This is a genomic window from Pseudonocardia sp. NPDC046786 (assembly GCF_040645415.1).
GTDB lineage: Bacteria > Actinomycetota > Actinomycetes > Mycobacteriales > Pseudonocardiaceae > Pseudonocardia > Pseudonocardia kongjuensis.
On the sequence record NZ_JBEYYF010000018.1, the window covers coordinates 68,122 to 90,139 of the forward strand.

The 22,018-nt window shown below is 74.5% G+C and carries 19 protein-coding genes; 7 read left to right on the forward strand and 12 right to left on the reverse strand.

Translation table 11 applies throughout. The annotated features are described in order from the left end of the window. Positions 1 to 54 precede the first annotated feature (54 nt). The 6 genes from ABZ881_RS21290 to ABZ881_RS21315 form a co-directional block, all read right to left on the reverse strand. Complete coding sequence (locus ABZ881_RS21290) at positions 55 to 969, reverse strand: glycoside hydrolase family 16 protein (protein ID WP_358486979.1); 915 nt, start codon at positions 967 to 969, stop codon at positions 55 to 57. A gap of 15 nt (positions 970 to 984) precedes the next feature. Then, the gene (locus ABZ881_RS21295; protein ID WP_358486981.1) at positions 985 to 1,512 is read right to left on the reverse strand and encodes a hypothetical protein; all 528 of its coding nucleotides are present in this window, start codon (positions 1,510 to 1,512) and stop codon (positions 985 to 987) included. A gap of 11 nt (positions 1,513 to 1,523) precedes the next feature. Further along, positions 1,524 to 2,618 (reverse strand): hypothetical protein, encoded by a 1,095-nt coding sequence (locus ABZ881_RS21300; protein ID WP_358486983.1) that lies wholly within the window; start codon positions 2,616 to 2,618, stop codon positions 1,524 to 1,526. Continuing rightward, complete coding sequence (locus tag ABZ881_RS21305; protein ID WP_358486986.1) at positions 2,606 to 3,184, reverse strand: hypothetical protein; 579 nt, start codon at positions 3,182 to 3,184, stop codon at positions 2,606 to 2,608. The genes ABZ881_RS21300 and ABZ881_RS21305 overlap by 13 nt, the downstream gene beginning before the upstream one ends. Then, positions 3,181 to 4,248 (reverse strand): hypothetical protein, encoded by a 1,068-nt coding sequence (locus tag ABZ881_RS21310; protein WP_358486988.1) that lies wholly within the window; start codon positions 4,246 to 4,248, stop codon positions 3,181 to 3,183. The genes ABZ881_RS21305 and ABZ881_RS21310 overlap by 4 nt, the downstream gene beginning before the upstream one ends. A 191-nt stretch (positions 4,249 to 4,439) precedes the next feature. Next, complete coding sequence (locus ABZ881_RS21315) at positions 4,440 to 5,927, reverse strand: glutamate--cysteine ligase (protein WP_358486990.1); 1,488 nt, start codon at positions 5,925 to 5,927, stop codon at positions 4,440 to 4,442. Positions 5,928 to 6,095: 168 nt separating this feature from the next. Between ABZ881_RS21315 and ABZ881_RS21320 the strand changes: the two genes are divergently transcribed. Continuing rightward, positions 6,096 to 6,902 carry an RNA methyltransferase gene (locus ABZ881_RS21320; protein ID WP_358486992.1) on the forward strand — a complete coding sequence of 269 codons (807 nt, stop codon included), beginning with the start codon at positions 6,096 to 6,098 and terminating at the stop codon, positions 6,900 to 6,902. Positions 6,903 to 6,929: 27 nt separating this feature from the next. Here ABZ881_RS21320 and sepH read toward each other — a convergent pair whose 3' ends face one another. The 3 genes from sepH to ABZ881_RS21335 all read right to left on the reverse strand — a co-directional run bounded on the left by sepH (position 6,930) and on the right by ABZ881_RS21335 (position 11,313). Beyond that, positions 6,930 to 8,672 (reverse strand): septation protein SepH, encoded by a 1,743-nt coding sequence (gene sepH / locus ABZ881_RS21325; RefSeq protein WP_358486994.1) that lies wholly within the window; start codon positions 8,670 to 8,672, stop codon positions 6,930 to 6,932. Between the two features lie 445 nt (positions 8,673 to 9,117). Continuing rightward, entirely contained in the window at positions 9,118 to 10,254 is a 1,137-nt protein-coding gene (gene serC / locus ABZ881_RS21330; protein WP_358486996.1) for a phosphoserine transaminase, read from the reverse strand. A gap of 66 nt (positions 10,255 to 10,320) precedes the next feature. Beyond that, positions 10,321 to 11,313 carry a helix-turn-helix domain-containing protein gene (locus tag ABZ881_RS21335; RefSeq protein ID WP_358486998.1) on the reverse strand — a complete coding sequence of 331 codons (993 nt, stop codon included), beginning with the start codon at positions 11,311 to 11,313 and terminating at the stop codon, positions 10,321 to 10,323. A 71-nt stretch (positions 11,314 to 11,384) separates the two neighbouring features. Here ABZ881_RS21335 and ABZ881_RS21340 point away from each other — a divergent pair, with 71 nt between their 5' ends. Both ABZ881_RS21340 and ABZ881_RS21345 read left to right on the forward strand, forming a co-directional pair. Then, the gene (locus tag ABZ881_RS21340) at positions 11,385 to 12,671 is read left to right on the forward strand and encodes an MFS transporter (protein WP_358487000.1); all 1,287 of its coding nucleotides are present in this window, start codon (positions 11,385 to 11,387) and stop codon (positions 12,669 to 12,671) included. A 358-nt stretch (positions 12,672 to 13,029) separates the two neighbouring features. Further along, positions 13,030 to 13,389, forward strand: a complete 360-nt coding sequence (locus tag ABZ881_RS21345; protein WP_358487001.1) for a hypothetical protein — start codon at positions 13,030 to 13,032, stop codon at positions 13,387 to 13,389. Positions 13,390 to 13,488: 99 nt separating this feature from the next. Here the strand turns inward: ABZ881_RS21345 and ABZ881_RS21350 are convergent, their stop codons facing one another. After that, positions 13,489 to 14,622, reverse strand: coding sequence for a citrate synthase 2 (locus ABZ881_RS21350; protein ID WP_358487002.1), 1,134 nt, complete (start codon positions 14,620 to 14,622; stop codon positions 13,489 to 13,491). A 229-nt stretch (positions 14,623 to 14,851) separates the two neighbouring features. Here ABZ881_RS21350 and pdxH point away from each other — a divergent pair, with 229 nt between their 5' ends. The 4 genes from pdxH to ABZ881_RS21370 all read left to right on the forward strand — a co-directional run bounded on the left by pdxH (position 14,852) and on the right by ABZ881_RS21370 (position 19,922). Further along, the gene (gene pdxH, locus ABZ881_RS21355) at positions 14,852 to 15,478 is read left to right on the forward strand and encodes a pyridoxamine 5'-phosphate oxidase (protein WP_344018387.1); all 627 of its coding nucleotides are present in this window, start codon (positions 14,852 to 14,854) and stop codon (positions 15,476 to 15,478) included. A gap of 164 nt (positions 15,479 to 15,642) precedes the next feature. Continuing rightward, a complete protein-coding gene (locus tag ABZ881_RS21360; RefSeq protein WP_358487091.1) occupies positions 15,643 to 16,935 on the forward strand; it encodes an MFS transporter in 1,293 nt (430 codons plus the stop codon). An 89-nt stretch (positions 16,936 to 17,024) separates the two neighbouring features. Beyond that, positions 17,025 to 18,335 (forward strand): citrate synthase, encoded by a 1,311-nt coding sequence (locus ABZ881_RS21365; protein WP_358487005.1) that lies wholly within the window; start codon positions 17,025 to 17,027, stop codon positions 18,333 to 18,335. Positions 18,336 to 18,530: 195 nt separating this feature from the next. Continuing rightward, entirely contained in the window at positions 18,531 to 19,922 is a 1,392-nt protein-coding gene (locus ABZ881_RS21370; protein ID WP_358487007.1) for a deoxyribodipyrimidine photo-lyase, read from the forward strand. Here the strand turns inward: ABZ881_RS21370 and ABZ881_RS21375 are convergent. Both ABZ881_RS21375 and ABZ881_RS21380 read right to left on the reverse strand, forming a co-directional pair. Further along, on the reverse strand, positions 19,903 to 21,093 hold the full coding sequence (locus ABZ881_RS21375; protein ID WP_358487010.1) for an ABC transporter permease: 1,191 nt from the start codon (positions 21,091 to 21,093) through the stop codon (positions 19,903 to 19,905). The genes ABZ881_RS21370 and ABZ881_RS21375 overlap by 20 nt on opposite strands. Then, on the reverse strand, positions 21,090 to 21,995 hold the full coding sequence (locus ABZ881_RS21380; RefSeq protein WP_358487012.1) for an ATP-binding cassette domain-containing protein: 906 nt from the start codon (positions 21,993 to 21,995) through the stop codon (positions 21,090 to 21,092). The genes ABZ881_RS21375 and ABZ881_RS21380 overlap by 4 nt, the downstream gene beginning before the upstream one ends. Positions 21,996 to 22,018 lie beyond the last annotated feature (23 nt).

The window sequence follows — 22,018 nt, forward strand, 5'->3', positions numbered from 1 at the left end:
GCGCAACACGCTAGGGATGCCGGCCTGTGGCGACGCTGAGAGCCGCTGCGGGCATCACCCGAGCGGGTACTGCCGGACCCAGTCGACCTCCATCCGCGACTCGCGCACCGGGCCACCCTTCGGGAACCAGTCCAGCTGGATGCACAGGTGCATCGGGCCGGGCGGCTGGACGGTCGGGTCGGTCGTTTCGAACCACTGCTCGCCGTCGACGTAGGCGGTGATCCGGTCCGGGGTCCACTCGACCGCCCAGTTGTGCCAGCCGGTGCCGTCGATCTCGACCGCGCCGTCGATCTGGGAGTTGTCCGGCCCGTAGTGCACGAAGATGTTCGTCTTCTGCCGGGTCGGGTCCATCATCTCCATGAAGTCGATCTCGCCGCCGACCGGGAAGTTCTCCGCGGTCGGCCAGAGCAGGAGCAGGGCGTTGTACGACGGGTCGGACGCGGGCGCACGCACCCGGCCCTCCCAACGGCCGTACTGCTGGCTGCCGTCGGTCCAGGCCATCCCGGCGGTGTTGCCGTCGGCGTCGCCGGTGATCGTGAGGACGCCGTCGGCGACGCTCACCGCGTCCGGGGTGCGGCGGCCGTTGCCCGCGTGGCCGGGGCCGTCGTAGATGTTCCAGCCGGAGAGGCCGTCGTCGAAGTCGTCGGAGCGGACGGGCTCGCCCCAGCCGTGCCGTTCGGCGGCGGTGCTGCCGCTGCCCTCTGCTCTGCTCACCTGTTCGCCGGTCCCGCCGTCCGCGATGTCATCCCGCGATGGTGCCGGGTCTTCGCCGGAGCCGCCCGAATCGTCCGGCCCGGAGGTCCGGTCCGGTGCGGCGACCTGCTCGGAGATGCCCGGAGCGGGCACCGGGCCGTCGTCGCCGGGCGTCACCCCGATCAGCTCGCCGCCGGGGCCGAGCACCAGCAGCAGCACCGTCACCCCCTTCGCGACCAGAGTCTTGATCATTTCTTCCAGCTCGCCGGAGGTCATCGCCCGCTCCTCGGGTCAGTCGCCCACGTCGGGCGTGTCGGGGGTGATCGGGGTGTCGGCGGCGACCAGCCAGCGGCCCGCGGGACCGCGGTGCAGCACGACGCGGGTCCGCCACCGTTCGGTGCGCGGCGGGGCGCCGACCGCCGCGGTCGTCGCCCGGATCCCGGCGACGAACGCGACCCGCCCGCGCACCGGGTCGCTCCCCGCCGGTTCGAGTGCCTCGACGACCGCGATCCGCCGCCCGCCCGGGCCGGGCGGATCGAGGACCGGGAAGCCCGCGCCGCCCGGGATCGCGTACCCGGCGGCGTCCCGGCGGGTCGTTCCGGCGCTGCCCGGGGCGCCGCCGTGGGCCGCCGCCAGGTAGGCGCGGGCGACCGCCTCCGGGGACGCCGGCAGCACGGCCGGGACCGGCGGATCCGATCCGCGATCCGGGCCGGGATCGCCGAGTGCGGTCCGGTCGTCCACGGTCAGCACGCCGCCGTCCGGCGGTGCGGAACCGGGTGCGACGACGAGCAGCAGCACCGTCACCGGGGCGAGCAGCACGAGCGCGATCGTTACTCCGCGAAGCTGATGTGGATGTGGTCGTAGTGACCGCCGGTCGGGTCGGACGTGTCGTAGATCCCGCCACCGGTGTAGCGGCGGCCCCAGCCGGTCCCGTCGTCGCGCACCGACGGGTCCCAGTAGCGGCCCTGCCAGATCAGGTAGCGGATCCGCAGCGGTTCCGCGTTGGCCGCGAGCCAGTGCGTGATCCGCCAGCCCTCCGCCAGGTCCGGCTCCTCCGGGAAGCGGCCCGCCGGACCGGTGAACAGGTCGCATGCGCGTCCCTTCGGGTGGTCGGAGCGGGGGTTGTGCCGGTGCTCGTCCCAGCAGCCGACGGTGTCGATCACCGGCCCGAACGCGGCCCGGACCGCGGCGAGGCCGTGCGCGGTGGCGCCGGTGAGGCAGCCGTCCGGGCGGACCGGATCGGGTTCCCGGCAGGGCGTCGGCCCGCCGGTCCAGGCCGGTGCCGGGGCCGACGCCGGATCGGCGGGCGACACGGCTGCCGGGGGAGCGGCCGGGCTGCCGGTCGAGTAGTCGGCAACCAGGTCGTGCACCGCGTCGAGGTAGCGGCGGACCGCCGACGCGCACGCCTGCGAGCAGCCGGCCTCGCCGGCGACCGGCACGCCGGACGCCGAACCGGTAACCCGGCGGCAGCCCGCGATATGACAGACCAGCATCGCGTCGAGCACCGCGACGTCCTTCGGCGTGGTCGCCAGGTGCCCCGCGGCGGCCCGCAGCGTGGCGCAGAGCCACGGCACGACGGTGCGCAGGTGCGCCGCGGGATCGGTGAGCGCCGGATCCGGCCAGGGGGCGCCGCCCGCCGCGGTCCAGGTCCGCTCGGACACCTGCAGCAACCCCGTCGCGGAGCCGGTCCGCAGCTCCGGGTCCCAGCCGGACTCGGCCTGCACCTGCGCGACGACCCAGGCAGGCGGCAGCTCCGGGCACCCCTCGGTGGTGAGCTCGGTGACCAGCGGAAGGTGCGGCCGGGCGACCTCCGGGACGCGGTCGACGTCGATCCCGGACGATCCGGGCGGCTCCGCGGCGGCGGCCGGGGCGGGCACCGTCAGCAGGGCGGCGAGCAGGGCGGGCACCAGCATCAGCGGTCGCACGGGTCACCGGGCCCGGTCCGGGGGAGCGGGACGGCGCCGCGCAGCGGGCGCAGTCCGCCGCCGGTGCCGGCGACCAGCGGGTGCGCGAGCCGGTCCCCGGCGGCCAGTGCGGCGACGATCCGGCCGAGCGCCTCGGCGTACCGGCGGACCGCGGTGGACGGCGCGGAACGGATGAACACCGTGCCGGCGTCCGACCATGGATCGGGCGATCGGGTCCAGCCGGGCACCGCGGGCAGCGCAACGACGGCCGCCCAGCCGGGGCCCGCGGCGGCGTCGAACCCGTCAGGCTCCGTCCGTCCGGGGTGCAGCGCGAGTACCGGTGCGCCGGGGCCCGGCCGCGGCGCGACCTGGGCGGCGGCGGCGAGCCCGGCCACCGTGTCCCGGCACAGCAGCACGTCCGGCAGGAGATCGGTGCCCCCGACGACGCCGAGATCGCGGGCCCGCAGTGCGCGCGCGACGGTCGTGGTGCCGACGCCGCCGGCGAGCCCGCCGACCGCGGGGACGCGGCGCGCCCCGGTCACCCCGGCCGGCCCGGTCAGTCCGGCCGCCCCGGTCCCGCCGCTCACCGGGGCCGTCCGGCGAGATCGTGCGGGCTCGGCGTGCGCTGCCCGGGCTCCGGGCCCGCGTCGACGACGAGCCGGTCACCGTCCCGGGCGACGGTCACCTCGATCCGCACCCAGCGGGCCGCCAGCCCGCGCCAGCCGCGGGCCGACGGGGCGGGTGCGGCAGCCGGTTCGCCGAGCGGACGCTCGGGCTCCGGCTCGGGTGCGCCGGGCGTGCGGGCATCCACCCGGCGGTACGGGACGACCCGGACCCGGACCTCGACCAGCACCCGTCCGCCCTCGCGCCGGATGCGGCCGGGCAGCACCAGATCGGCGCGCTGGCGGCCGGTCCCGGTCCAGCCGAGCAGGGCCGCTCCCACCGGTGACGACAGGTGGGCGCCGAGCGCGCGGCCGCGCCGGTCGGGATCGTTCTCGTCCCAGGAGAGCAGGTCGGCGGCGAACGCCCCGGCCAGGGCGGCGGCCGCGGCGGGGTCGACCGGGTCCGTGTGGTCCGCGTCGTCCGGGGTGGTCGCCGGGGGAGGGACGGGGTTCGCCCCGTCGGACGGCGGGGTGGTCGGCGGGGGCCCGGGCGTGGAGTCGGGGCCGGTGGGTGTGGTCTCCGGTGGGGGGAGCGCCCCGGTGCCGGGCGTGAGCGTGTCGGCGCGTGCGGTCGTCGGCGCACGCCGCGTCCCGATATCGGGCCCGGTGGCCGGCCCGGCGTCCGGCTCCGGCGGCGCCGTCCCCGGCGCGGGCGCCGGGCCGTCGGAGGTGGAGCGGGCGGGTGCGGTGAACACCAGCGGCGGATCGGCTGCGGGGCTGACCGGCGGACCCCATCCGGCACCCTCGGTGCCGGTCTCGGCGGCACCCCGGGCCCGGAGCGCCGGGAACCCGAACGGGTCCGTCACCGGCTCCGGATCGGCGGGCGGATCCTGCGCCGGGCGCCTGGGTGTCCAGAGCGCGGGCCGGGCCGCGGCCGTCGCGGGTCGGGTCGACGGCGGCGGGCCGGGGACCGGCGGCGGATCGTCCAGCCAGGGATCGGGGCCGTCGTCGACCGGCTCGGAGCGGCCGAAGAGGCGGAACCGGGACATCGGCTGCGTCACCGGTGGGCGGGACCGCACTGCGGTCCCGGCGGCTGCTGCACGGACATGGCGCTCCGACCTCCTCACGCGCCCGGGGCGGTCGCGCGGTGGAGGACGGTAGGGAGCAGCGGCCCCTGCCGGGTCGCTTCGGCAGGAGACCCTTCGCGATGGCGAAGCGGGTCCGGCGGTTCAGCCCGGGATCAGGCGGGGATCTCCCAGGTGTGCACCGGCTCGTTGGCGGCGGATCGGGGCAGGTAGCGCTCGAGCATCCCGTGCAGTGCGGTGATCCGGTCCGCGCCGCGGGCCTCCAGCGCCGCGACGGTGTCGAGCTGCCAGGACGCCCCCGTCTGCCGGGTCACGCACCGTCGCTCCAGCACCGTCAGGTAGCGGTCGCAGACGGCCTCGCTGACGCCCCAGCGGGCCAGACCCTCGTGCGCCAGCGGGATCAGCTTGCGCAGCGCCAGCTCGTCCGGATTGATCCAGCCGGTACCCGGCCAGTAGAGCGGCGCCTGCATGCCGTGCCGGGCGGCGGTCTGGAAGTTCTCCCGGGCGGCCTCGAACGACACCGACCGCCACAGCTCCTGGTCGGACTCGACGAGCGTGCGCAGCAGCCCGTAGAAGAACAGCGCGTTCGCGACCATGTCGACGGTGGTCGGTCCGGCCGGGAGCACCCGGTTCTCCAGCCGGACGTGCGGGGTGGGCCCCGTACTGTCGTAGATCGGCCGGTTCCAGCGCCAGATCGTGCCGTTGTGCAGGGTCAGCTCGGGCAGCTCGGGGAAGCCGTGATCACGCATCTGGGCGACCGGGTCGATGTCGGTGGTCAGCGGCATCAGGGCCGGGAAGTAGCGGGCGTTCTCGGAGAACAGGTCCAGCACCGAGTCGATCCAGCGCTCGCCGAACCAGACCCGTGGCCGTACGCCCTGGTTGTGGAACTCGGGGGTGCGGACGTCGCAGGACTGCTCGAACAGCGGGATCCGGGTCTCCGCCCACAGCTGGGAACCCAGCAGGAACGGCGAGTTCGCGCCCAGCCCGAGCTGGACGCCGGCCAGGCACTGCGCGGCGTTCCAGTAGCGGGCGAACTCCGACGGCGCCACCTGCAGGTGCAGCTGCAGTGAGGTGCAGGCGGCCTCCGGGATGATCGTGTCGAAATCGGCGTTGACCCGCTCGTCGGGTTCGCAGCCCGCGATGTCGATCCGGATCGGCTCGCCCCGGGCGTTGAGCATCTGGTCGTTCAACGCCTGGTAGCGGTCGTCCGCGGTGATCGAATCCCCGACCATGTGGCCCGGGTCGAGGGTCGGCAGGATCCCGATCATGACGAGCTGGGTGCGCAGGTCGCCCGCCTTGGCGCCGGCGCCGGCGAGCAGGTCGAGCAGCTCGTGCTCGAGCTGGCGCCACTGGTCGCCGGGCAACGGCCGCGGCGGCAGGTTCAGCTCGAGGTTCCAGCGGCCGAGCTCGGTCTGCCACTCACCTCTGTTGATCGTCTCCAGGACGTCGTGACCGTTCAGCGACGGCGCCAGCTCCGGATCGACGAGATTGAACTCGACCTCCACCCCGGTCATCGGCTCGGTCTCGGGGAAGGGGTAGGTGCGGAGCATGTCCGCCAGGGAGTCCAGGCAGCGTTGCACCTTGATCCGGTATCGCTGGCGGTCGCGCCGGGTGAACGTCGTCCGGTCGACCACCTGACCCATGCGTGAACCGACCTCCATCGAACGGGGAGCGCCTCCTCACCCTCCCGGACCAGGCCCGGTTTCGAAGGGAGAGGCAGTACACGGTGACATATCGCCGGACCGGGCGGTACCGGCTGACCGGGCGACCGGGCGCGGTGAACGGTCAGTGACGTGGGACGATCGGCTCTCGTGGCCATACTCACGCCGGTTGACATCCCGGACGACCCCAGGATCGACGACTTCCGCGACCTCACCACCGCCGATCGGCGCCCGGATCGGCCCGGTGGGCGCGGACTGGTGATCGCGGAGGGCGTCGTCGTCGTGCGGCGGTTGCTGGAATCGGCCTACCCGGTGCGTTCGCTGCTGGGGGTGCCGCGACGCCTGGCGGAGCTCGCCGACGAACTCGACCGGGTGGACGTACCGGCCTACTCCACGGACGCGGACACGATGGCCCGGGCGGTGGGTTTCCACCTCAATCGCGGCGTCCTCGCCGTCGCCGACCGGGTCCCCGAGCCGCCGGTCGCCGGACTGCTGGAGCGGGCCAGCACGATCGCAGTCTGCGAGGGCGTCGGTGATCACGAGAACCTCGGTTCACTGTTTCGCAACGCGGCCGCGCTGGGGGTGGACGGGATCCTGCTCGGGCCGGGTTGCTCCGACCCGCTCTATCGGCGCAGCGTCCGGGTCTCGATGGGCCACGTACTCCGGGTGCCGTTCACTCGTTTGGCCGGCAGCTGGCCTGCGTCGCTCGACACGCTGCGTGACACCGGTTTCACGGTGGCAGCGCTGACCCCCGCGGCGGACGCCGAGCCGCTGGCGACCGCGGGGCTTGCCGGGACCCGGGTCGCGCTGCTGCTCGGAGCCGAGGGGCCGGGCCTCAGTGACGAGGCGCTGGCCGCCGCGGACCGGCGGATCCGGATCCCGATGGTCTCGGGGGTCGACTCGTTGAACGTTGCCACCGCGGCCGCGGTCGCGTTCCACGCCGTGACCGCCGGCTGAGCGTCGGCGGCGCGCTGGGCGAACGGATCAGCGCTGTCCGCGGACGCCGAGGAGGACCTCGTCCCAGGACGGCATGACCGGCTTGCCCTTCTTGGTCCGCCGGGACGCCGCGCCACGCTGGCGGGACGACTGGTCGGCGGCCCCGGTGGTCGAGTCCTGTCGCTCCGAGGTGTCGCCACCCTGCTCCGTCGCGCCGGCGCTCTGATCGGAGTCGGAGTCGGAGTCGGTGGCGCCGGCCCGGGCGTGGGGCTCGGTGTCGGAGTCGGTGACGCCGGTGCGGTCGGCCGTGGGTGAGGTGGCGGAGTCCGGTCGGTCTCCGGTGGCCCCGGCCGTGGTGTCGGTCGCCGTCGCGGCGCCCGGCGCCGCGTCACCGGCCGCCGACGCCCCCGGGTTCGGCTTCCCGTCCGTCGCCGCCGCGCCGGACCGGGCACCGCCGGTGCCGTCGCTCGCTGCGCTGCCGGCCGGCGTGTTCCTGGTCGCGGCGTTGCCGGTCGCGTTGTTCCGGTGGGAGGCGCCGTCGAGTTCAACGGCGCGGCTCGCCGTGTCACCGGCCGGCGCGCCGGTGTCCGGTCCGTCGTCCGCCCCACCGGTACCGCGCGCTGCGTCACCGGTGCCGATGCCCCGGTCTGCGGTGTCGCGGCCCGTCGTGGCATCGGCGATCGTGTCGCGTGCTGTGCTCGCCCGGTCGGTCGCGGTGCCGCCGCCGGGTGCCGGGTCGCTGCCCTGCTCCCCGCCAACGGTGGCCTGCCCCGCCGCGCCACCGTCCGCGGCGACCGCGGCCCGTGCCTCGGCCGCAGCCCCGCCGGCACCGTCGACGTCATCGACGGAGGCGGTCCCGTCACCGGGCATCGGCTCGGCGGAGGAGGCCGCGGCGCCGTCGGCCGCCCCGGTACCGGCGGCGTGCTCGGGCTCGGCGGGTTCGACCCGCGGGATCGTCGGTGCGGCGGCGGCCGGTGCCCGGGTCTCGTCGGGCCGCGTCGTGCTGCCCCGGGTGGGTGCCTCGACCCGCGGCCGCGGCGGCGGGCTGGCGCGCCGCTGCTCGGGCGCGATACCGCGGCCCCAGGACTCGGCCGGCGGGTGCGCCTGGCCGCCCGCGACCGCCCGGGCCGGGGTGGCCTCGGTGGGGTGGTCCCCGACGGGCTCCTCGTCGCGCGCGATGTCGACGACCGAGCCGAGCGGGCGCAGCGGCCGCGCCGGGAGGCCCTCGACGAGATCAGAGGCGTGCTCGTCCAGCGGGGACACGGTGCCACCGTGCGCCCCGGGCTGGAACGACCAGTGTGCGGCGTTGTCGGACCGCCCGGTCTGCCAGGTCAGGACGACGACCCACTTGCCGTCCTCGCCCTTCCAGGAGTCCCAGCCGGCCGCGGTGAAGTCCTGGCCGCGCAGGCCGAAGGTGTGCGCGACGGTCTCGCCGAGGGTGCGCGAGTCGGGGCCGTCGGCCCGCTGCGGGTGCGCGCTCTGGGCGAGCTCGGCGGTGCGGGAACGCTCGAGGAGGACCGGGTAGGCGAACCGCTCGATCTTCTGGGTCGGGACGCCCGCCGCGGCGGCGACTTCGTCGACCGACGCGCCGCCCCGGATGCGGGCCTGGATCTCCCGTGGGCGCAACTGGCTCTCCAACTCGATCGCGATCTGGCCGAGCCGGGTCACGTCACCACGTGCGGCAGCGCGGAGCTGCTCGTCGGCCGGCACCGTGTAGCGCTCGCGGCGCCCCGGGTCCTCGAGGACGACCGAGCCGTCCCCGGTCACCCCCACGACCCGCAACGCGCGCATCGATCAATCCTCCTGCTGTCGTCCCCGTCCGGGTGACGGTAGATGCCTGCAGCTCTGTGCCGGGTGAGGCGCGCCGTGCGAGTTCTGCCTGGTCGACGACATCCACCTGGCAGACGGATCTGCGAGACGGTCTCACTCACCGTGCCCAGGCTTCCATGACGCGTGACACACGATGCAAGTGGGGCAGATGTTACTCCTGTGACTACAACGAGTGTCTATCGATCGAGCAACGGACGCCGCGGCGAGGCAACCCCGACCGGGCCCACCGGTACCGGACGCACGACGGCCGGGCCCCGCAGGTTGCGGGACCCGGCCGGCGGGTGCTGTCCGGGGGGCGGACGGTCCGGAGGTCGAGCTGCCCGGGACGAGCCCGGGCGATGAGCAGGAGCCGGACCGCCCGGGAGCCGGGCGGCCCAGGAGCTGCGCTGCTCAGGTGCCGAGCTGCTCAGGTGCCGAGCTGCTCCACGACCCAGTCGATGCTCGCGGTCAGCGCCGACACGTCGGCCGGCTCGACCGCCGGGAACATGCCGATCCGGAGCTGGTTGCGGCCCAGCTTGCGGTACGGCTCGGTGTCGACGATCCCGTTGGCCCGCAGCGCGGCGGCGACCGCGGCGGCGTCCACCGCGTCGTCGAAGTCGATCGTGCCGACCACCTGGCTGCGGTGCGCCGGGTCGGTCACGAACGGTGTCGCGAACGCGCTGTTCTCGGCCCACGAGTACAGCCGACCGGACGAGTCGCGGGTGCGCGCCACGGCGCCGTCCAGCCCGCCGAGGCCGCCCAGCCAGTCGATCTGCTCGGCGAGCAGGAACAGGGTGGCGACCGCCGGGGTGTTGTACGTCTGGTCCTTGCCGGAGTTGTCGACGGCGGTGGCCAGCGAGAGGAACGGCGGGATCCACCGGTCGCCGGCCGACTTCAGCTCGGCGACCCGGTCCAGGGCTCGCGGGCTCATCAGGGCGATGAACAGGCCGCCGTCGGAGGCGAAGCCCTTCTGCGGCGCGAAGTAGTAGACATCCGACTGCGCGACGTCGACAGGCAGGCCGCCGGCGCCCGAGGTCGCGTCGATGAGCACGAGCTGGTCGTCGGTCGCGTCGGCGGGCCGCTGCACCGGCACCGCGACGCCGGTCGAGGTCTCGTTGTGTGCCCAGGCGATCGCGTCGACCGACGGGTCACTGACCGGAGCTGGCGCGGTGCCCGGCTCGGTCGAGACGACCACCGGATCGGCCAGGAACGGCGCCCCGGTCGTGGTGTCGGCGAACTTCTGCGAGAACTCGCCGTAGGCCAAATGCAGCGAGCGGCGGCGGATCAGGCCGAAGGCAGCCGCGTCCCAGAACGCGGTGGACCCGCCGTTGCCGAGGACGACCTGGTAGCCCTCGGGCAGCGAGAAGAGCTCGGTGAGCCCGGCCCGCACGCGTCCCACCAGGTTCTTCACCGGCTTCTGCCGGTGCGAGGTGCCCATCAGGGAGTCGCCGGTCGCGGCCAGCGCGGAGAGCTGCTCCGGGCGCACCTTGGACGGACCGCATCCGAAGCGGCCGTCCGACGGCAGGAGATCGACAGGGATCTTCAGGTCGGCAGGAGAGGTCACGCTGCCAGTGTCGCAGGACCGTGCGGCCCCGCAGCGGCGACGGTGCGCCGGGCCACACCCGTACGCTCAGCCCGCGCGCGGGGGCCGATGCGCGCGCCGGTACGCCAGCGGGGCCATCCCGATCTCGGCGTGCAACCGGTGCCGCAGCGCGGCGGTCGTACCGAAGCCGGTACGCGCGGCGATCTGCCCGACCGGCAGGTCGGTGGTCTCCAGCAGCCGCCGTACCCGGTCCAGCCGCTGCGCGGCGAGCCAGCGGCCCGGGCTGGTGCCGGTCTCGGCGCGGAACCGGCGGGTGAAGGTGCGCACGCTCATCGATGCCCGTGCGGCGAGTTCGTCGACGCCGGGGGAGCGGTCCAGGTGCTCGACCGCCCAGCGGCGCACCGCCGCGGTGTCGGTGCCGGACCCCTCCGGCATCCGGGTCTCGACGAACTGGGCCTGCCCGCCCTCCCGCCACGGTGCGACCACGTTGCGCCGCGCGGTGGTGGAGGCGATCTCCACCCCGTGGTCGCGGCGCACCAGGTGCAGACACAGGTCGATCCCGGCGGCGACACCGGCTGAGGTGAGCAGGTCGCCGTCGTCGACGAACAGGACGTCCGGATCGAGCCGCACCTGCGGGAACCGGCGCCGGAGCCGGTTCGCGTGCGCCCAGTGCGTCGTCGCCGGGCGGCCGTCGAGCAGGCCGGCCTCGGCGAGGACGAAGGCGCCGGTGCAGATCCCGACGATCCGCGCCCGGCCGGTGACCCGGTGCAGCAGGTCGAGCACCCGGCGGTCCGTCTCCTGCTCCGGGCCACCGGCCGGGCCGGGCGAGTGCGGACCGGCGATCGCCGGGACGACCAGGGTCTGCGCGTCCGCCAGCACCTCGGGACCGTGCTCGGGGAGCAGCCGGTAACCCGAGCTCGTGCGGACCGGGCCGCCGTCGACGGAGCCGACCCGCACGTCGTAGAGCGGGGTGCCGTCGGTGCCGGTGGTGGTGCCGAGGATGCGTTCCGGGATCGCCAGCTCGAAGGTGATCACCCCGTCGACGGCGAGCACCCCGACCCGGTGCGGTGGGACGGCCATGGCCGGATTTTTGCACATATCGTCCCTTCGGCCACTTTCCTGGGCGGGCGGTACCGCGCAGTCTGATCTCCATGACGGAGGCACCCCTGCGCGCGGCGGGACGGGCACGCCGGGTGCACCCGGCCTGGTGGGTCGCCGGGGCGACGTTCCTCGCGCTGCTCGGCGCGGCCGGGTTCCGGTCGACGCCCGGGGTGCTGGTCGAGCCGCTGCACGCCGAGTTCGGCTGGTCGATCGGGGCGATCTCGTTCGCGATCGCGGTGAATCTCGCGCTGTTCGGGGTGACGGCGCCGTTCGCGGCGGCGCTGATGGAACGCTTCGGGGTGCGCCGGGTGGTGACCGTCGCGCTGCTGCTCGTCGCGGCCGGCGCGGGCAGCACCGTGTTCATGACGCAGGTGTGGCAGCTGGTGCTGCTGTGGGGCGTGATCGTCGGGCTGGGTACCGGCTCGATGGCCCTCGCGCTGGTCGCGACCGTGGTGAACCGGTGGTTCGTCGCCCGCCGCGGCCTGGTGTCCGGGATCCTCACCGCGGCGTCGGCGACCGGGCAGCTGGTGTTCCTGCCGCTGGTCGCGATGATCGTCGAGTCGGCGGGCTGGCGGCCGGCGGCGCTGGTCACGGCGGTCGCGGCGCTCGCCGTCGTACCGGTCGTCCTGCTGTTCCTGCGCGACCGGCCGGCCGATCTCGGGCTGCCCCCGTACGGCGGCACCGAGGCCGACGCGGTCCCCGCGCAGCGCACCGGCGCCGCCGCGCTCGCGCTGCGCTCGCTCGTCGAGGCGTCGGCGAACCGGACGTTCTGGTTGCTGTTCGCCGGCTTCTTCATCTGCGGTGCGACGACCGCGGGCCTGGTCCAGGCGCATTTCGTCCCGGCCGCGCACGACCACGGAATGCCCGCGACGACGGCCGCGTCGCTGCTCGCCGTCGTCGGCGTGTTCGACCTGGTCGGGACGGTCTTCTCCGGCTGGCTGACCGACCGGTTCGATCCGCGGGTGCTGCTGGCCGCCTACTACACGCTGCGCGGGGTGTCGCTGTTCGCGCTGCCCGCGCTGTTCGGGACCGACCTGAACGCCAGCATGCTCGCCTTCGTCGTGTTCTACGGGCTGGACTGGGTGGCCACGGTGCCGCCGACGATGGCGCTGGCCCGGGCCGAGTTCGGCGCCCGCTCGGCCGTGGTGTTCGGGTGGATCTTCGCCGCGCACCAGGTGGGCGCGGCCGTCGCGGCGCTCGCCGCCGGGCTGGTGCGCGACGCGCTGGGCGGGTACGACGCCGCCTGGTACGGCGGGGCGGTGCTGTGCCTGGTGGCGGCGGTGCTGTCGATCGCGATCCGGCGCCGGCGTGTCCCGGAGCCGCTGCCGGCCGGGTGAGGCGCCCGGCCGGTCCGGGCCGCGCGTCCCTGGTCAGCGGGACATCGCGCCTGGGATCCTTCCGCGGTGCTCCGGATCCGTCCGCGTGCCCTTCCCGTCCCCGCGACCGTGCTCGCCTGGCCGGTCGCGGTGGGTTCCCTCGCGCTGGCCGTCGCCGCGCTGGTCCTGCACGCCGGCACCGTCGGCGGGCTGCGGGACACCACGAACCTGCACCTCGCCGACCTCTGGCCGAGCGTGCTGGGGCCGACGGTCGGCGCCGCCGTGGTGGCCCGGGACCGGCGGACCGGTCTGGTCCTGCTCGGGCGGCCCCGATCGCCGTCGGGGCGGTGGCGGGGCCTACGCAGTGTGGTCGGCGGAGGTGGGCGGTGCGCCCTGCGCTGCCGCCGCGGCCTGGCTGGCCACCTGGACGTGGGTGCCAGTCTTCCTGCCCGCGTTGCTGCTGCCGGTCGTCCTCCGGTCCGGTGCCGCCGCCCGGTTCGGTGCGCCGGTGGCAGGCGTCCTCGTCCTGATCGCGGTGTTCAGCGCGTTCGCCCCGGGCCCCGCCGGGGCGTTCGCCGCGGTGCCGAATCCGCTCGGCCTGGCGTGGGCGCCGTGGCTCGGCCCGGCGGCCGGGGTGCTGATCGGGCTGACCTTCCTGGTCCCGGAGCTGGGAGTGGCACAGAAGGTCGCACCCGGGACGACCGCCCGGATCACGTTCGACGCGCCCGCCGGCGACTAGCCGTTCCTCGACGACACCTTCCTCGTCGAGGGCACGCTGGTGGTCGGCTGAGACCGGCTGCCCCCGCCCATCGAGGCGGGGGCAGCCGAGCCGTGCGGGTCAGCCCGCGATCAGGTCCCAGCCCTCGACGTCCTGCGGGCGCCGCGGGCCCGGGCCGATGTACTGCGCGGACGGCCGCACCAGCTTGCCCTCGCGCTTCTGCTCCAGCACGTGCGCCGACCAGCCGGCCGTCCGCGCCGAGGTGAACATCGCGGGCATCATGTGCGGCGGCACCTCGGCGAAGTCGAGGATGACGGCGGCCCAGAACTCGACGTTGGTCTCGATCGGGCGGTCCGGGCGTCGTTCCCGCAGGATCGACAGCGCGGTCCGCTCCAGCTCGGCGGCCGCCTCGAACCGGGGCGCGCCCAGCTCCTGGCAGGTGCGCCGGAGCACCCTGGCCCGCGGGTCCTCGGCCCGGTACACCCGGTGCCCGAAGCCCATCAGCTTCTCCTTGCGGTCCAGCAGCCCGGTGACCAGCGCCGCCGGGTCCCCGGTCCGCTCCACCTCGTCGATCATCGGCAGCACCCGGGCCGGCGCGCCGCCGTGCAGCGGGCCGGACATGGCGCCGATCGCACCGGACAGCGACGCCGCGACGTCGGCGCCGGTGGAGGCGATCACCCGGGCGGTGAAGGTGGAGGCGTTCATGCCGTGCTCGGCGGCGGACACCCAGTAGGCGTCGACGGCGGCGACGTGCCGCGGGTCCGGCTCGCCGCGCCAGCGGGTCATGAACCGCTCGGTGATCGTCGAGCACTCATCGATCCGGGACTGCGGGACGGCCGGCACGCCGATCCCGCGGGCCGACTGGGCCACGTAGGACAGCGCCATCACCGAGGCGCGGGCCAGGTTGTCGCGGGCCTGGGCGTCGTCGATGTCGAGCAGCGGGCGGTAGCCCCAGTACGGCGCGAGCATCGCCAGCGCCGCCTGCACGTCCACCCGCACGTCACCGGTGTGCACCGGGATCGGGAACGGCTCGGCGGGCGGCAGGCCCTGGCCGAACCGGCCGTCCACCAGCAGCGCCCACACGTCGCCGAAGGTGACGATGCCCGCCAGGTCCTCCAGGTCGACCCCGCGGTAGCGCAGCGAGCCGCCGTCCTTGTCCGGCTCGGCGATCTCGGTGCGGAACGCGACGTGCCCCTCGAGACCGGACCGGAATCCGGGAGGTGGCGCAGGTACGTCGTGGGACGGTTCGGTCACGGTCACCGGGTCTCCTTCGGCTCGGGCCTCGCCGGTCACCCTCTCCGGCAGGGCGCGCGTCGGCAACGGGCGGCACCGGTGTGATCGGTCACGGGCCCGGCGCGCCGGGGAACACGCCGTTCGGCGGGTGCACCGGCGACCACCCGCCGCCTACGGTCGGGCCTGCGACACCCGGCGGGGGTGCACGACGGGAAGGGGACCCATGACGGACGCGCCCGAACTGGAGAGGATGCGGAGCGACTACGCCGGCCGGCCGTTCGACGTGCCCGATCTCGCCCCGACCTGGCACGAGCAGCTCGCCGCGTGGCTGGAGGAGGCCCGGGAGGCCGGCCTGGCCGAGCCGAACGCGATGGTCCTCGCCACCGCCGACCCGGAGGGGACGCCGGCGTCGCGGACCGTGCTGTGCAAGGGCCTCGACTCGGGCGGCATCGTGTTCTACACCAACTACACGTCCGCGAAGAGCCATGACCTGAACCGCACCCGGGTCGCCTCCGTCACGTTCCCCTGGTACCCGATGCACCGCCAGGTCCAGCTCGCCGGGCGGGTCGAGCGCTGCTCGGAGGCCCAGTCCGACGCCTACTGGGCGACCCGGCCGCGCGGCTCGCAGCTCGGGGCGTGGGCGTCCGCCCAGTCGACCGTGGTGGCCGGCCGCAACGTGCTCGACCAGGCGCTGGCCGGGGTGACCGCCCGGTTCGACGACGTCGAGCGGATCCCCCGGCCCCCCCACTGGGGCGGCTGGCGGATCGTGCCGTGGCAGGTCGAGTTCTGGCAGGGCCGCACCGACCGGATGCACGACCGGCTCCGGTTCGACGTCGGCCGGGACGACCGCTGGTCGGTCCGCAGGCTCGCCCCGTAAGGGGAACCCCGAGGCGCGCCGCGGGAGCCCCGTGTAGACGTGGTCCCGTGAGCAAGCGCAACGACCCCGGCGACGGGCCGACGCAGCCGGTGCCGGGCGGGGGCCGGGATTCGCCCACCCGCCCGGTCGTCAACGGGGGCTCCGCCGACGCACCGACCCGCCGGGTGCGGGCCGGCGGGCGGTTCACCGGCGCGCTGCGATCCGCGTTCGCCGACACCACGCCGCTGCGCACGCCCGCCTACCGCAGGCTGTGGACGGCCGGGATCGTCACCGTCATCGGTGCCCAGCTCGCCGTGGTCGCCGTCCCGACGCAGATCTACCAGATGACCGGGTCGTCGGCCTACGTCGGACTGACCGGGCTGTTCGGCCTGGTCCCGCTGATCGTGTTCGGGCTGTGGGGCGGCGCGATCGCCGACGCCGTCGACCGCCGGGTGATGCTGTTGTTCACCGGCTCCGGGATCGCGCTGACCTCGCTCGCACTCTGGGTGGTCTCGGCGAGCGGGGTCGGCGACGTCTGGGTGGTGCTGGTGCTGTTCGCCGTCCAGTCGGCGATGCTCGCGATGAACCAGCCGACCCGCAGCGCCGTCATCCCGCGGCTGCTGCCCGCCGAGCAGTTGCCCGCCGCGAACGCGCTGAACATGACCGTCGTGCAGATCGGCGCGGTGCTCGGCCCGCTGCTCGCCGGCATCCTGATCCCGATCATCGGGCTGCCGATGCTGTACCTGCTGGACGCGATCGCGCTGCTGGCGACGCTGTGGGCGACCTGGCGGCTGCCGTCGCTGCCCAGCTCGGCGCAGGCGGCGGGCGGGCCCCGGCCGAAGGTCGGGTTCCGGGCCGTCGTCGACGGCTTCCGCTACGTCGGCATGCACCGGATCCTGCTGGTCTCGTTCCTGGTCGACGTGATCGCGATGGGCTTCGGCATGCCGCGGGTGATGTTCCCGGAGATGGCCGAGCGGACCTTCGGTGACCCGCCCGGCGGCGGCTTCGCGCTGGGCCTGCTGTTCGCCGCGATCCCGATCGGGATGGTCGTCGGCGGGGTGCTGTCCGGCTGGCTGCAGCGGGTGCAACGGCAGGGCGTCGCCGTCGTCGTCGCCATCTGCGTGTGGGGCGGCGGGATCGTCCTGTTCGGTCTCACCGGCTCGCTGTTCCTCGCGGTGCTCGCCCTCGCCGTCGCCGGGGCGGGCGATCTGGTCAGCTCGGTATACCGATCGTCGATGCTGCAGACCGTCGCCACCGACGAGATGCGCGGCCGCATGCAGGGCGTGTTCATCGTGGTCGTCGCGGGTGGCCCGCGGCTCGCGGACATGTGGCACGGCGCCTCGGCGGACGCGATCGGGCCGGGGACGAGCGCCGTCGTCGGCGGGATCGCGGTCATCGTCGGCACCCTCGTCGTGGTGACCCGGTTCCCGGAGTTCTGGCGGTACCGCGCGCCGGTCGCCGGGCGCGATTCGGGGTGACCCTCGTCGCCGCGTTCTGCGGATCCGGCGAGGCGGGCTAGCGTGTGCGGCTGAACCCATATGACCCAGCTGTGAGAGGGAACCTCCACATGTCCGACGAGACCGCCGCCCGCTCCGACTCCGCCGTCCTCAAGCATTCCGGCGGCGAGTTCGAGATGGCGGTGCACACCCCGACGGAGGGGTCGCAGGCCGTCGACGTCAGCAAGCTCCTTGGCAAGACCGGTCTGGTCACCTTCGATCCGGGCTTCACGAGCACCGCCGCCTGTGCCTCGGCGATCACCTACATCGACGGTGACGCCGGCATCCTCCGCTACCGCGGATACCCCATCGACCAGCTGGCGACCAACTCGACGTTCCTCGAGGTCAGCTACCTGCTCATCTACGGCGAGCTGCCGTCGCCGCAGAAGCTGGAGGCGTTCACCACCCGGATCAGCAGGCACACCCTGCTGCACGAGGACCTGAAGCGCTTCTTCGAGGGCTTCCCGCGGGACGCGCACCCGATGCCGGTGCTCTCCTCGGCGGTCAGCGCGCTGTCGACGTTCTACCAGGACAGCCTCGACCCGCACGATGAGGAGGCCGTCGAGCTCTCCACCGTCCGGCTGATGGCGAAGGTCTTCACGATCGCCGCCTACGCCTACAAGAAGTCGGTCGGCCAGCCGTTCCTCTACCCGGACAACTCGCTGGGCCTGGTGGAGAACTTCCTGCGGATGACGTTCGGCTTCCCGGCCGAGCCGTACGAGGTCGACCCGGACATGGCCCGGGCGCTGGACACGCTGCTGATCCTGCACGCCGACCACGAGCAGAACTGCTCGACGTCGACGGTGCGGCTGGTCGGCTCCAGCCAGGCGAACCTGTTCGCCTCCATCTCGGCCGGCGTGAACGCGCTGTTCGGCCCGCTGCACGGTGGCGCCAACCAGGCCGTGCTGGAGATGCTGACCCGGATCCGCGACGTCGAGGACGGCAACGTCGACGCGTTCGTCGACCGGGTGAAGAACAAGGAGCAGGGTGCGAAGCTGATGGGCTTCGGGCACCGGGTCTACAAGAACTACGACCCGCGGGCGAAGATCGTCAAGGAGCAGGCCGAGACGATCCTGAAGAAGCTCGGTGTCAACGACCCGCTGCTCGACATCGCGATGACGCTCGAGGAGAAGGCGCTGGCCGACGACTACTTCGTCGAGCGCAAGCTCTACCCGAACGTCGACTTCTACACCGGTGTCATCTACCGGGCGATGGGCTTCCCGGTGAAGATGTTCACCGTGCTCTTCGCGCTCGGCAGGCTCCCGGGCTGGATCGCGCACTGGCGCGAGATGATGGGCGACCCGCAGAACAAGATCGGCCGCCCGCGCCAGCTGTACACCGGCTCGGCGGAGCGGCTCTACGTCCCGGTCGGCAGCCGCTGACCGCGTAGCGACGCAGCTCGAACGGCCCCGCCGGGTTCCGGCGGGGCCGTTCGTGTGCCCGGGGTGCGGCGTGCCGCTTCGGGGTCGAGCCACGTCCCGCGTCGCACCTCGTGGTGGGTGACGGGGGCGCGGGCTCCGGTGCGGCCGTGGTCGTCGCCGCGCGGGGCGGCGGCAGCGGCGCTAGCGTCGACCGTCATGGCGCCGAGCACTGCTGTCGTCTGGTTCCGGCGCGACCTGCGGGTCGCCGACCAGCCCACGTTCCTCGCCGCCGCGGACGCGGCCGATCGCGCGCTGGCGCTGTTCGTGCTGGACCCGGCGCTGCTCAAGCCCTCCGGCGCGGCCCGGACGAACTTCCTGTACGGCTGCCTGCGCGAGCTCGACGAGGCGCTCGGTGGGCGGCTGCTGATCGTCCGGGGCGACCCGGCCGACGTGGTGCCGCGGGTGGCGGCCGTGGCCGGTGCCGGCACGGTGCACGTCGCGGCCGACTTCGGGCCCTACGGCCGCGAGCGCGACGAGCGGGTGGCGACGGCGCTCGCCGACGGCGGTGCCGAGCTGGTGCGCACCGGTTCGCCGTACGCGGTCGCGCCCGGCCGGGTGGAGAAGGGGACCGGCGGGCCGTTCAAGGTGTTCACCCCGTTCAGCCGGGCCTGGGCCGATCACGGCTGGCGGGCCCCGGCCGCCACCGACGCCTCCAGCGTGACCTGGCTGGACCCGGCGGACAAGGACGGCGGGCCGCGCGCGGTCCGCATCCCGGACGACGAACCGTGCGACGCCGAGCTGCCGGAGCCGGGGGAGCGCGCGGCGCTGGCGCGCTGGGCGGAGTTCCTCGACGACGCCGTGCAGCGCTACGGGCCGGACCGCGACGTCCCGGCGAAGGCAGGCACGTCGGGCATGTCGCCGTACCTGAAGTACGGCTGCGTGCACCCGCGCACGCTGCTCGCCGATCTCGGGCGGCGGCGCGGCGACTCGGTGTCGACCTACCGGACCGAGATCGCCTGGCGCGAGTTCTACGCCGATGTGCTGTACCGGCGCCCGGACTCGGCCCGGGGCAATTACGACACCGCCTTCGACCACCTTCCGCTGCGCACCGGCACGGCCGCCGACGCCGACTTCGACCGCTGGCGCGAGGGCCGAACCGGGTTCCCGATCGTCGACGCCGGGATGCGCCAGCTGCGCGCCACCGCCTGGATGCACAATCGGCTGCGGATGGTCGTCGCGTCGTTCCTGGTGAAGGACCTGCACCTGCCGTGGTGGTGGGGCGCCCGGCACTTCATGACGCTGCTGGTGGACGGCGACCTGGCGTCCAACCAGCACGGTTGGCAGTGGACGGCCGGCTCCGGGACGGACGCCTCGCCGTACTTCCGGATCTTCAACCCGATCACCCAGGGGGAGCGCTTCGACCCGGACGGCGACTACGTGCGGCAGTGGGTGCCGGAGCTGGCCGGGATCGCCGGGAAGGCGGTGCACCAGCCGTGGAAGCTGCCCGGCGGCATCCCGGACGGCTACCCGGAGCCGATGGTGGACCACCGCGCCGAGCGGCAGGACGCGCTGGACCGCTACGAGCTCGTCAAGAACGCCCGGGGGTGACCCGCAGCGCCTCCCGCCAGGTCACCCGGGCGCCGGTCCGCAGGATCGAGTTCCGATAGACCCGCGCGGCGAGGGCCACCATCCCCGCCAGCGCCGCCAGCGCGATCAGCAGTGCGACCAGCGGCTCCCACCAGGCGGTCACGCCCAGCGCAGTCCGGGCCGGCATCAGCGTCTGGGAGAAGAACGGCACGAACGACAGCACCGTCGCGACCGTGTTCCGCGGGTCGGTCGGCAGGATCGCGACCGCGAGCAGGAACGGCAGCAGCAGCGGCACCGCGATCGGGGCCGTCACCGACTGGAGCTCCTCCTGCCGGGACACCAGCGCGCCGGCCGCCGCGTACAGCGTCGCGAAGAGGAAGAAGCCGACCAGGTACCAGGCGAGGATCGACGGCAGCATCCCGACCAGCAGCGCGGGCACCGCGAGCACGCCGGTGGCGAGCGCGATCGTCGTCCCGATCCCGCCCAGGATCAGCAGCTGCAGCAGGCCGACCAGGCCCAGCCCGAGCACCTTCCCGGCGAGCAGGTGGCCGGGCCGGACGGTGGCGAGCAGCACCTCGACGACCCGGCTGGACTTCTCCTCCACCACGCCCTGCGACACGGCGGCGCCGTAGGCGGTGACCGAGAAGAACAGCAGCAGGGTCACCGCCAGCGCGATGCCGATCCGCTGGCCGCGCTCGGCGTCCACCGGCTCCAGGGTGCGGACGCCGACCGCGGACAGCGCCGTGACCTGCGCCGGATCGGCGCCGGCCGCGGTCAGCGCGTCGTTCACCATCCGCTGCTCGACGACCTCGGTCACCAGTGCGCGCAGTCCGGCGCCGACGTCGTCGCGGCCGACGAGCTGGTGGCTGCCCGGCCCGCCGGTGAGCATCGCGTCGGCCTCGCCGGAGCGGACCATCGACTCCCCGGTGGCCCGGTCGCCGGCCTCGGTGAGCCGCAGCTGCATGCCCCGCCGGTCGGCGCCGGCCTGCAGGTCCGCCCGCAGCTCGGCGGCCTGCCCCTGCACCACCAGCGACGACTCCGAGGTCTGGCTGCCGACGAACGCGAAGACCGCGCCGTAGCCGCCGAACACCAGCAGCATCAGCAGCAGCCCGACGAGGAAGGTCCGCGAGCGGACCTGGGTGGTGATCTCCCGGCGGGCGACCAGGGCGATTGTGGCGGCCGGTCCGGTCATGCGGCGGCACCGCCCGAGACCCGGTCGGCGACGGCGTCGCGGTACAGCTCGGTCAGCGGCGGCAGGTACGGCCCGAACGCGCGCACCGGCCCGGCGGCCAGCGCGGCGGAGAGCAGCTCCTGGTCGTCGGCGCCGGGGGCGAGCTCGACGCGGGTCCGGTCGCCCGCGCTCTCCAGCACCGTCACGCCGGGCAGCCCGTCCGCCCAGCCGGGCGGCGGCCCGGTCACGTCGTAGCGGTCGCCACCGCCGGAGCGCAGCGCGCGGACCGAGCCGACCGCGACCATCCGGCCGGCGGAGATGATCCCGACCCGGTCGCAGAGCCGCTCCACCAGCTCCAGCTGGTGCGAGGAGAAGATCACCGGGGTGCCGGCCGCCGCCCGCTCGCGCAGCACGTCGCTCATCGTGTCGACGGCGGCCGGGTCCAGCCCGGAGAACGGCTCGTCGAGCACCAGGACGTCCGGGTCGTGCACCAGCGCGGCGCACAGCTGCACCCGCTGCTGGTTGCCCAGCGAGAGCTTCTGGACCTCGTCGCCGCGGCGCCGGGCGAGGCCGAGCCGCCCGGTCCAGTGCTCGGCGGCGGCGACCGCGGCCGCCCGCGGCACGCCGTGCAGCCGGGCCAGGTAGACGAGCTGCTCGACGACCCGCATCTTCGGGTAGAGGCCGCGCTCCTCCGGCAGGTAGCCGATCCGGCGGCGGACCTCCGCGTCCACCGGTGAGCCCTGCCACGACACCGATCCGGCGTCCGCGTCGAGCACGCCGAGCACGATCCGCATCGTGGTGGTCTTGCCGGCGCCGTTGCCGCCGACGAAGCCGAACAGCTCCCCGGGCCGTACCTCGAACGTCACGTCCTGCAGGGCCGTCGCGGTGCCGAACCGCTTGGCGAGCCCGTCGATCGCCAGCACGCCGGGGACGCTACACCGGCCGC